The 10,336-nt window shown below is 46.3% G+C and carries 11 protein-coding genes; 5 read left to right on the top strand and 6 right to left on the bottom strand.

Features of this window, described 5'->3' with window-relative positions; translation table 11 throughout:
• Positions 1 to 288 precede the first annotated feature (288 nt).
• Complete coding sequence (locus H6F52_RS02145; RefSeq protein WP_190531642.1) at positions 289 to 1,245, top strand: hypothetical protein; 957 nt, start codon at positions 289 to 291, stop codon at positions 1,243 to 1,245.
• 172 nt (positions 1,246 to 1,417) lie between these two features.
• Here the strand turns inward: H6F52_RS02145 and tnpA are convergent, their stop codons facing one another.
• On the bottom strand, positions 1,418 to 1,831 hold the full coding sequence (gene tnpA / locus H6F52_RS02140) for an IS200/IS605 family transposase (protein ID WP_190531640.1): 414 nt from the start codon (positions 1,829 to 1,831) through the stop codon (positions 1,418 to 1,420).
• Positions 1,832 to 2,001: 170 nt separating this feature from the next.
• Between tnpA and H6F52_RS02135 the strand changes: the two genes are divergently transcribed.
• From H6F52_RS02135 to H6F52_RS02125, 3 genes are all read left to right on the top strand, one after another.
• Positions 2,002 to 2,799 (top strand): vWA domain-containing protein, encoded by a 798-nt coding sequence (locus tag H6F52_RS02135; RefSeq protein ID WP_190531638.1) that lies wholly within the window; start codon positions 2,002 to 2,004, stop codon positions 2,797 to 2,799.
• A 241-nt stretch (positions 2,800 to 3,040) separates the two neighbouring features.
• A complete protein-coding gene (locus H6F52_RS02130; protein ID WP_190531636.1) occupies positions 3,041 to 3,865 on the top strand; it encodes a TlyA family RNA methyltransferase in 825 nt (274 codons plus the stop codon).
• 84 nt (positions 3,866 to 3,949) lie between these two features.
• Positions 3,950 to 4,213: a hypothetical protein gene (locus H6F52_RS02125; protein WP_190531634.1), complete on the top strand. Its 264-nt coding sequence runs from the start codon at positions 3,950 to 3,952 to the stop codon at positions 4,211 to 4,213.
• An 89-nt stretch (positions 4,214 to 4,302) separates the two neighbouring features.
• Here the strand turns inward: H6F52_RS02125 and H6F52_RS02120 are convergent, their stop codons facing one another.
• Complete coding sequence (locus H6F52_RS02120) at positions 4,303 to 5,679, bottom strand: GTP-binding protein (protein ID WP_347276178.1); 1,377 nt, start codon at positions 5,677 to 5,679, stop codon at positions 4,303 to 4,305.
• 145 nt (positions 5,680 to 5,824) lie between these two features.
• Between H6F52_RS02120 and H6F52_RS02115 the strand changes: the two genes are divergently transcribed.
• Entirely contained in the window at positions 5,825 to 6,625 is an 801-nt protein-coding gene (locus tag H6F52_RS02115) for a hypothetical protein (RefSeq protein WP_190531630.1), read from the top strand.
• Between the two features lie 141 nt (positions 6,626 to 6,766).
• On the opposite strand, the gene H6F52_RS02110 is transcribed toward H6F52_RS02115, so the two are convergent.
• From H6F52_RS02110 to H6F52_RS02095, 4 genes are all read right to left on the bottom strand, one after another.
• Entirely contained in the window at positions 6,767 to 7,831 is a 1,065-nt protein-coding gene (locus H6F52_RS02110) for a tRNA-dihydrouridine synthase family protein (protein ID WP_190531628.1), read from the bottom strand.
• A gap of 300 nt (positions 7,832 to 8,131) precedes the next feature.
• The gene (locus tag H6F52_RS02105; protein WP_206754021.1) at positions 8,132 to 8,755 is read right to left on the bottom strand and encodes a hypothetical protein; all 624 of its coding nucleotides are present in this window, start codon (positions 8,753 to 8,755) and stop codon (positions 8,132 to 8,134) included.
• 610 nt (positions 8,756 to 9,365) lie between these two features.
• Positions 9,366 to 10,097 carry an ATP-grasp domain-containing protein gene (locus tag H6F52_RS02100; protein WP_190531624.1) on the bottom strand — a complete coding sequence of 244 codons (732 nt, stop codon included), beginning with the start codon at positions 10,095 to 10,097 and terminating at the stop codon, positions 9,366 to 9,368.
• A 69-nt stretch (positions 10,098 to 10,166) separates the two neighbouring features.
• The coding region (locus tag H6F52_RS02095; protein ID WP_190531622.1) for a transposase at positions 10,167 to 10,336 on the bottom strand (170 nt) is incomplete at its 5' end.

The following is a 10,336-nucleotide window of genomic DNA, read 5'->3' as shown; positions in this document are numbered from 1 at the left end:
GCAAGGGGGCATGGCGGCGGGAGTTGTCTCTTTCATTTATCACACCATAACGTGAAATGGTTGCCATGTCTGTATTATACCTTTTTAGAGTCTTGTTTTTCGTTTAAGCACCGTTAGAGTTGTTGATGGAGATTCTGGAGACAACCCTGCCAGTAAGGGATGTGAGATAGAGGTACCTCAGTTGTCGTAAGGTGCGGTCTAACAATAACAAACTCGTTTGCTAGGCTATAGGTTGTTGTCTAGATCAATGGCTAGGCAACAACTTCATATTTTAATTACTGTCATTCAATGAGCAGAAGCAAGCCTGACCCCAGAAAAATAATTTCTGATAGTCCAAACCGTCGTCCCTACGGAGCAAAGGTTGGAATTGTCTTGGGTGAAACAGATGAGTCTGGCTTCGATGGAGAGGCTTCCCTGCTGCTTAACGATAAGGAGTCCATTGTCCGCATAGTGCCGTTAAAGGAGGAAAAGGACGAAAGCCAGTTTAGGGGGAGGAGAAAAACTGCCAAAAAGCTGGATGTCTACGTAGAGGGATTTGCAACTGCGGGTGAAGCTGAACAGAAGGGTTTAAAGCTCTCACTAGCTCTTCTCTGGGCAGCGATTTCAAGGAAGCATCCACTCCTGCTGGATTATCACACTCCATTGCCTTGTATGGTCTTTGATCGAACCCAACAGGGCAGAGGCGGATCGGGGTTCATGATGAGTGTAAGTTTCAGAGTAGTCATGAGCAGCAGTAGTATGGTGGAGCGTATTAACGAAATATTTTCGGCTGACCTTGAGGTTGACCGACAACTCTTGGTATCTATGGAGTTGTTTGCATCAGCAAGGTTGGAAACGACAGAGCGTTCCCGATTTGTTGGACTTGTCTCTTCTCTCGAACCGCTAGCTAAACGCAATCGTTACCCCAACCCAGAACTTCAGGATTTAATTGGCAGTTTCGTCGAACAGTTAAGCAACACAGCCTCTATTCCTGACAATATTAGAGCGTCAGTCCAAGGTCGGATTCGGGAGCTAGAGCGCGAATCGATTTCTCAAGCCATCAAACGCCTTGTGAAGGAGCATCTTCCTGAAAATCCAGATGCTGTTTCTATGATTGACGAAGCTTATAACATTTGTAGCAAGATTTTACATGAGGGAGCATCTGATGCCGACTTAGATCGCAAGAGCCAGGAGATAGAAGACATCATTAGGCAAATCTATTCCCGTATTCTCAAGCACGATTTATTCGTTCCGCCTAACCAATAACTTTTCTTACCTATTTGATAACTATCTCACCAGAAAGCCCTGGCGAATGTAATTCGCGGCTACACAAACGAAGTCTGCCTTCGCGGACTATCAGAAAATTGAGGATATTGAAACCGGCGGAGGCGGGTTTAGCCTGTGTAGCTGCGTTTTCAACCGCCCAACCTAAAATAAATTATTTAGGAATCAATTCCCAAGAAGAAATAGTTGATTTCTGTCGGTGGTGAATCGCCTGGTTTCGGATGTAATCAGCCACTTTATCGATAGCATCATGGCTGACAGTAAAAGCCCCATAGCTGCCTTGCCATTTAAAAAATTCACTAGGTTTAATTTCGTGAGTAATTAGATGAGAAGAACTACCTTTAACTTGCTTAACTAAATCAGATACAGCCAGAGTAGATGGGAAACTTGTCAAAAGATGGACATGATTTTCAATACCGCCAACAGCGATCGCTGTGCATCCGAGTTGTTCGCACTGCCTAATTATGGCTGCATAAATTACCTTCTGAATATCAGGTGTAATAAGAGGCAATCTATCCCACGTTGCCCAAACACAATGGAGATACAACTGCGTGAAATTCGACCTCATCTCTTCTCAACCTAAATATGCAAATTTTTCAACCACGATTATCGCATTTAGTCCGCGCAGGCGGACTTGGTTTGTCTAGCCGCGAATTCTATTCGCCAGGTATTCTTCGTATGTCTAGCCGCGAATTCCATTCGCCAGATATTCTTCAATTAAGAAAGGTAAGACTAATTATGACAAAAGCTCTCAATCATGTTGACTTGTGCTTTGTAATTGATACAACTGGCAGTATGGGTGGTTTCATCCAAGAAGCAAAACAGCAATTGTTGGATACAATTCGTCTGTTGTCAGCTGACAGTGATATCGATTTGCAAGTCGGTTTAGTAGAATACCGCGATCACCCTCCACAAGACACGACTTTTGTAACTCGTATCTATCCGCTGACTGCAAAGTTGCAGGAGATGCAGAAGAACATCAACCAACTAGAAGCGAATGGGGGTGGAGATCATCCGGAAGCTGTTTATGATGGTGTTCAGGATGCGGCTAACCAGATGAAGTGGAGACGCAACAGTTGTCGCTTTATTCTGTTGGTGGGTGATGCACCGCCACACGGTTTCCACGCAGATCGTGACGCTGAGGGCTTCACGCATACCGATCCGGCGCGATATCCTAATGGTTTAACGGTGCAGTCGGTAACGGCGGCGGCGGAAAATCAGCGAGTAACGGTTCATGCGCTGTGCATGGGAAGCGATCGCGCTACGTTGCAGTCGTTTACCGCGATCGCAACTGGCACGAGTGGACAATGTGCCTCTGTCCGCGAAGCTAAAGATGTTATCAGTCAGATGGTAGCTATGCTAACTAGCGAATTCCGTAACTTGGAATTTGACGGTAAAGTATTAGATACGGTACAGCGTCTTGGTTCTCTAGATGTCAGCGCTACTGCTGAAACTCTTGCTTGTCCAAGACTGCAAGTTGCATCTGCGATCGCACGACTTGGAAAGCGTGGTTTTTTGGATGCATTAATTGTCTAGGTAATGCTTGCGTGCCCTAACTTTTAGAGCATACATACTGTTTACGAGAGGATAAGTATCCGTGGCTTCGACTCGATCGAAGCAGCGAACGTGGGAGGAAGGGGCGAAGAACCTGGGAGGTAAGCGATTAAGTAGCTATCCTTTAAATAGTGTGTAATAACTAACCAGCGGAGTTCCTTTTCGATTGCGATCGCTTTGCTCTATTAACTTGCACGCAAGCAATCCCTAATATATATAATTAATGGCGAAACAACGACTTGACACCTTATTAGTAGAACTTGATTTATGCACCTCCCGGCAGTTAGCACAACGGCTAATTCGGGCTGGGGAAGTAATGGTCAATCAGCAGGTCATTGATAAGCCGGGAACTGAGGTAGAAACCGAGGCGCAAATTAAAATTAAAGAGCGATCGCGTTTTGTTTCCAGAGGCGGTGAAAAACTCTCCAAAGCACTTGAAGAATTTGGCATTTCCGTACAAGATCGAATTTGCTTAGATGGCGGAATTTCTACTGGCGGATTCACCGATTGTTTGCTGCAAGCTGGGGCAAAAAAAGTTTATGGCGTTGATGTTGGTTACGGACAAGCTGACTGGAAATTACGCAATGATACGCGGGTAGTGTTGAAAGAACGGACTAATCTGCGCTATCTCACCCCAGAGGAATTGTACGGTGATGAACCGCCAGCAGATTTAACAGTTGTAGATGTTTCGTTTATTTCCCTAACCAAAATTCTCGATGCTTTGTGGAAATTGACACAGCCTCCTAGAGAAGCGGTATTGCTAGTAAAGCCGCAGTTTGAAGTTGGGCGATCGCGTGTTGGTAAAAAAGGTGTGGTGCGAGATCCTGACGATCAGGCAGATGCTATTTTCCAAGTGTTACAAGCCGCGCAAGTGTTGGGATGGCAATATCGCGCCTTAAGTTGGTCGCCCATAACTGGCCCTGCTGGTAATATCGAGTATCTGTTGTGGTTGGATATGGATAGCGCCACACCAGCGCCGAGTTTGCAAGCCATTAGACAGATTACCGAATCCGCTGCATCTCACTTTCGAGATAATCTTAAATCGTAAATTTTTCTGTCAGTTTTGATACCGTTTGGCTCTATTCAGGTCAAATTGAGACAGAAGCAAGCCTTAAAAGTAGAGGGTCAAAGCATGAGTACCCAAGACCAAGCACGGGAATTGATGGCACAGCACCGTCACCACGACGAACACTTACACGAGTCGATGCGAAGCCGTGCAGAGGCTGAGGTACATCAAAACCACCCTGCTGACGCCCATACCCAAGAACAGGCGCGGGAATTGATGTCGCAGCACCGTCACCACGACGAACACTTACAAGAGTCCATGCGAAGCCGTGCAGAATCAGAATTAGGCGCTGCCGATCGTGCTGCTGATTCTTCCCAAGTACAATCTTGATCTGAATTTAACAGTCGAATCAAACTGAGAACTTCTCTTGCACCCCTTCCCTGTGAGGGAAGGGGTTGGGGGTTAGGTTTTGCGTTCATCTATTTGCTTTGATTGCTTTGAGATGTCCCGCCGAATTGCAACAATTCCTGCCGCAAGCGATAAAGAATTGTATTCGGTTCTACCTGATTGAGAATCTCTTGAATGACGGTATTCGCTCCCAACTGTCCCCAGGTGCAGCCTTGTTCTAGATACACCTGCGCCGCCCGACCGACTGCATAAGCTCCATATCCGGCGATACCAGCTTGGGCGATCGCTGCACCGCCATAAGCCGTAATATTGGTTGGACTCTCCCCAGCCCCAATCGCTGCCGCACTCTTGCCCAACCCGAAAACTAAACTACTGCCGAATTCACCCAGCAGCAAGCCGCCCGAACTAAACACAATGGTTTTCCACAGCTTTCCAACTTCATAACCCGTCATCGGCAACCCATACAGCCGCGACAAGGAGCGAATCAGCGCCAAATCCGCCACCGTTCCTGCCAAGACATCCAAAACAGCAACCGGATTGAGCGCAACTGCGATCGCTTTGTATCTCACATAGCTCCAAATTAGCTGCTCCGCTTCAGTTTCACGAGCCGCCACCACTTTCTGAGCAATGCTTTCTTCAGCTTCTCGCGCCTGAACTAAGGCATTGAGCGCTAAAAGCGATCGCCCTTCTCGATTCAGAATCCCCAAAATCTTCTGCTTCAACTCATCAACCTGCGGCGGCGGCGTCTCCCATTCCTGCGTGACGCGACCATCGGGCCACTCTACTCGCACCTCCAGCGGTGCAGGTTCCGCCGCCACCATGACAATTTCATCCTCTTGTAAAGACGGAAGCGATCGCGTCTCCCGACTGCCAGCACCCAGAATTTGCAACTGTTGATAAATTGCTTGTCGGTCTTGCTCCGGATATAGGTCAATTTTGTTAAATACTAAAATCAAAGGCTTCTGGCTCAATCGCAATTCGCACAGCGCTTGATACTCCGTTCGCGTGATATCACCCGCCACCACAAACAAAATCAGGTCAGATTGACGCGCTACTTCCCGCGCCATTTCTGCTCGCGCTTGCCCCTGAATTTCATCCAATCCAGGCGTATCAATCAATTCCACCTGCACCTTACCCGCCGCGTTAGGCGTCCAGCGCACCGAACGGGGCCACTGAGTCACCCCATTCAGCGGCCCAGTTTGCAGAATTTTCTGCCCCACTAAGGCATTTAACACTGCTGATTTGCCGCGACTGACCAAACCAAAAGCGGCTATCCGAATCACACCTTGGTCTAACTTATCCAGCGTAGACTTCAAAAAATCCAGTTCGGTTTGCAGCGCTGCGGTTGCTTCTAATTTTGAAGGGTGCCGTTGGCTGCGAGTGTGGGAATACCAAGACAGCGCTTGCCGCAGACTGGCGCGAGCGCGATTGAAGTGAGTTTCTTGCAGATTGGTGCGTGCAGAGGATGTGTGACCCCCAGCAGCCGCATTGGTTTGGGATAATTGAGGATGGCTCAAGGCTAGATTAGAAGAAGCTACAGATCCATTTTCGCTCGATATCTCATTGCGATCGCTTGATTGGACTCTACCTGAAATGAAAAATCCACTTCTTTATTCTCTTTTCCTAACCACCTTCCTAGCGGGTGGCGCTCCTATCATTAATGCAGTGCAAGCTGAGCAACCGATTCTACTCGCTCAGTCGGTATGGAAGCCCTTCGCTTCACGCGCAGGCGGCTTCACCGTGTTGATGCCCGGTGCACCGAACCAAAGTCAGGAAACGATTCAGACTAAAGGTGGGCCAATTAAAGTCCAACTCTTCCAGAGTTTCCGACCAAATCAAGCCGGTTATGTCGTTGGTTATTCCGACCTCCCGGCTAATCTGATCAAGACTCCTAGTGATGTTAACAGTTTCTTGGCTGGGGCAATTACTGGATTTGCAAATAGTTCAAAAGGGAAGCTTTTAAGCCAACGAAATATTAATTTAGGAAGTTACCCCGGAAGAGAATTTAAACTGCAACTCTCTCAAGGAGTAATCGTTAAAAGTAGATTTTATTTGGTAGACCGGAGACGATTTTACCAGGTCTTCGTAGTAACGGATAAAGAAGAAGACTTAGTTAAAAGTATTGATGGTTTTTTGACTTCTTTCAAACTTACTAAAAATCCATCGGCAGCCCGGAACGTCCCCAAGGAAAACCTCAACGCCTCTTTACAAAAGGCAGTCTGCACTCAAAATTGGACGCAAGCGATCAAAGTAATCGATCGAATGAGAAAAGTTGTCCGCGATCCAAACACCCAAAGTCAGTTAGTAGCCTATCGACAGCAATTACGAGGTTTGGAAAATTCTAATGTACCCGTTCCTGCCTCAGTCCTTACTGGTTGTACCGCTGCTCGGTAAGCGAAACAAACACGCAACAACGATAGCAATCCTATTTTAGTTGTGAGATGCCTACCTTTCAGAACCCCGACTTTTCTAAAAAGTCGGGGTTCTCGCCTTCACAAATGATTTAGGATGGCGATCGCGCTGAATTCTCCATTTTTATTTTGCTATCAATTCGCGGGCAGTCTCGCAGCTAGGACGAGCCAGAAGTCTAGGATATGGCTCCGAAGCAAATTCTTGGTCGGGGTTGCTTAATAAATAGCGATCGCATACTCCAAATAGTTCCGCTTCAGTCTGGGATAGGCGCATATCTTTTAAAAAAGATCCGGCGGCATCCACACTCTGACCGATGTAATTTAGATACATTTTCATATAACTAACCCGCGCTTTCTCCGGTACCGTCCATGCTGTCATCGTTCGGCGCAGTAGCTCAATGTAACCGCGAACTTCACCCAGCGTTACGATAGAAACAGGTTGACCGCCCAGGTATTGGCGAATTTGCTTAAAAATCCAAGGATTTCGGATTGCAGCGCGACCGATCATCACCCCTGCTGCGCCTGTCGTGTCTAGAACCGCTGCTGCTGTTGCGGCAGATGTCACGTTTCCGTTGGCTAAAACTGGGCAATTCACCCGTTGTACGGCATGGGCAATCAGATCGTAATGCACGTTGCCATAATACATCTCCTTAACAGTACGACCGTGCAAGCTGAGCAAATCGATGTTGTGCAGGTTAATTAAGTCGAGGATACGATCGAAATTAGCGGTATCTTCAAAGCCAATTCGCATTTTGACGGTCAAAAGCCCATCGACTGCCCCCCTCAACTCGCCAAGGATCTGGCTAATCTTTTCAGGATCGCGTAACAGTCCTCCACCCACGTTTTTGCGATAAATTCTTGGCGCGGGACATCCCATATTCAGGTCGATACCCGCGACTGGATAGCGACTTAGTTCTTTCGCAATGCGTACAAGATCGGAAACGCTCTCACCAATGAGCTGAGCAAAGACGGGGCGTCCGGTGGAGTTCTCTGTAATTGATCTGAGGATGTTTTTATCTAAACCCGAACTCGTGTGGACGCGAAAATACTCAGTAAAGAAATAATCAGGACTGCCATAGTTAGCGATCGCGCTCATGAACAGCAGATCCGTCACATCCTGCATGGGAGCAAGCGCCGTTAATTTCAGTCCCGGATACATAGGAGGCGGAAGTAGAGCGGATTGTGACATTTGCGCGGTCGGTTGATGTTGGATAAAAAATTATTTGTTGCGCTCGACAAACTTCTTGTCACTCGGACTAAAAAGCTTGAAAGCTTGTAGAATCCCAACTTGGATTTAGATAATCATCCTTTTCAGATCGTCCCATACAGCGACTTATTATTTTAGCTTTAAAAAGATGTCATTTCAATAGGTAATGGTTACTGTCTGTACCTTTTAAAATGACGAAGATTTGTTAATAGAAACAACTATCTTTTATTCTAAAATTATTCAACACCAATTAATCAATTCATTCTAATTAACGCCAGTTACTCAAAAATTATAACCAACTCCAATTAAAAGTCCGACATCAGCATTGCGATTAGCGGGGAAGCCTGCATTTGCCCGTACCGTGCCCGTTAAGTCTCTTGATAACGGAACATCAACGCCGCCAGAAATAAGTGGACTGATATTCAGACCATCGGCAATCCTGAGCATGACTCCTCCACCCAGGAAAGGGGAGATAATAGTTTGTCCAGATGCACCGCGAATGGGAAACTCACCAGTCAGGGCAATCATCGAAGTTGCAGTGCGATCGCCAAATATGACTGTGGCATCGTGCAAAGATAGGTTGTCCGTAAATCCGACCTTGGTCAGAATCGCTAGACCTCCCGTTCCTAGGGCAGTGGTATCACCCGCTAGACCGATGGCACCTCCAAGACCGATATAGCTGCGTCGGGGACGAGATTCTGGTTCGGGATTGACCTGAGCTTTCAGCGGTGCATTTGTTTGTGAAGGAACTGCATCTGATTGCTGCAAAACACCTTTAAAAGTAGCATCAGGGGTTGACAGTGAACCTGCTGACTGGGCGTAGGATTGCGCTGGCTCTAAGACAGCGGAGCTAACTAAGCAGACAAGACTCAGTTTTAGAAAACTTACAAAAGGTTGCAACATCATTTTTTTACTCATGATTGATTATAGGCGTTGCTCAAAAAGGAATGCTTTCCTGAGCAAAATGGAACAATTAACCTGTCCGCCCCTTTTCCGAAATGAAGTGTCCAAACGGTAACGCCGCTGAGGTGTCAAAAAACAGTCATCATAAAGATTGAATCATGTGGGCGCGATCGCGTGTTTGTTGAGAAACTGTTGTTTCTTCTCACAACTCAAAGAGCGTCAGATATCCCACGTCTACCCAGTCTAAGCGTTTGTTAGACATTCAAAAGCCTGGGATTGCTGGTTTTATAACTCAATCTAGTCTACGAGGTGACTTGATTGCACTAAAAGGAGAGTGGCGATGCTATCCATAAATAAGGGAATAGCCTGATGCTGTGTTCTGGTATAGGATTCTCAAGTATTATCCTCACCAATAGCTTAACGGTATAACTATTTATTCAACTGCACGAAGAGGTTTAACACGCTTATGGGGAAGGGAAACTGGAACCGATGAACGTCTTTAGAGCATTCGGTTTTCAAAGTGAAACTTCCTTCGCTCCGGTACCTAACTTATTAGTTGATTTCCTGACTGCTCATTTTACAAATATCGTGAGACGCGCAGCTTGACCATATGTTATGCGGCAACAACAGCATACCGCAGCACTTCTAAAACCTCAATGGGATCGCAACCATACAAACCTGCTCCCCAGGCTGCATTTTGTTCAACAACTGCCCATCCTCTTCCTTGAATCATACCTACGTCAATTACTGTTGCCTGAATAATCTCTACCTGTTCATCTGATAGTAGAGTTTCGATGAACTCCCGAACCTCGCACTCTTCCTCTTCAGTATGTACAAAATCATTCTCTCGCTGTAACTCTCCATCGCGGAGATAGACTGAGAATGTTTTCAGAGAGCGATTCAAAATAAAACAACGAAACTCCTTTTTCCACTCCACAATTTCCGCTATTAGCACTGGCATCTCATCGGGATAATCGCTTGGCAATTCCTTACCTTGATAAAAGCGGGCAGGGAAACTTTTGTCGTTTGGCGGTTTGATAAAAGCTGCTTTTTCTATGCTCCGTGCTTCACCGAGGGTACTGAGATAAACCCAACGCTTCCGATATTCTTCAGGTAAATTGGATAACCAATCATCTGGTGCGTCAAGTAAGCGAAGTCCAAGTTGCTCCGCTATCATCTCTGTCATCAATGCTTCCACATACAAGACTGGTTCGGGTACAAGTTTTAATTCATCAGGTAGCCGCCAGTTCATTAGTCGCTCGACTCGCCAACCCAGACGATTAGCTGCACGCCATAAAGCCTGAGAATCGTCAGTGTAGCGTGGAGTCAAAATCAGAGTTGGCATCAGTTACAAAGTCTTTAAATGCTAGCAGGCAATCTCTAATTATAAGTAATCTACCGGGGAGGTAAGTGCTTAAGCAAAATTAATTACATATTCGGTTCCGACTTTTTTTAGCACATTTTTGACATCCTTTACTAAACTTTTCCAGTCCCGATAAGCCTCTATCTCTATCCATTCATATTTCATAAACTTCCATAAGATTTCAATTAAGTTGAGTTCGGGTGAATAAGGGGGGAGCCAAA

It is taken from the genome of Coleofasciculus sp. FACHB-542, from assembly GCF_014695825.1.
Lineage (GTDB): Bacteria > Cyanobacteriota > Cyanobacteriia > Cyanobacteriales > FACHB-T130 > FACHB-T130.
This window is presented reverse-complemented; position numbering and strand designations above follow the sequence as displayed.

Coding starts and splice junctions, on each gene's coding strand:
- H6F52_RS02145 (WP_190531642.1), top strand. CDS start 289: ATGAGCAGAAGCAAGCCTGACCCCAGAAAAATAATTTCTGATAGTCCA.
- tnpA (WP_190531640.1), bottom strand. CDS start 1,831: ATGAGGTCGAATTTCACGCAGTTGTATCTCCATTGTGTTTGGGCAACG.
- H6F52_RS02135 (WP_190531638.1), top strand. CDS start 2,002: ATGACAAAAGCTCTCAATCATGTTGACTTGTGCTTTGTAATTGATACA.
- H6F52_RS02130 (WP_190531636.1), top strand. CDS start 3,041: ATGGCGAAACAACGACTTGACACCTTATTAGTAGAACTTGATTTATGC.
- H6F52_RS02125 (WP_190531634.1), top strand. CDS start 3,950: ATGAGTACCCAAGACCAAGCACGGGAATTGATGGCACAGCACCGTCAC.
- H6F52_RS02115 (WP_190531630.1), top strand. CDS start 5,825: ATGAAAAATCCACTTCTTTATTCTCTTTTCCTAACCACCTTCCTAGCG.
- H6F52_RS02110 (WP_190531628.1), bottom strand. CDS start 7,831: ATGTCACAATCCGCTCTACTTCCGCCTCCTATGTATCCGGGACTGAAA.
- H6F52_RS02105 (WP_206754021.1), bottom strand. CDS start 8,755: ATGATGTTGCAACCTTTTGTAAGTTTTCTAAAACTGAGTCTTGTCTGC.
- H6F52_RS02100 (WP_190531624.1), bottom strand. CDS start 10,097: ATGCCAACTCTGATTTTGACTCCACGCTACACTGACGATTCTCAGGCT.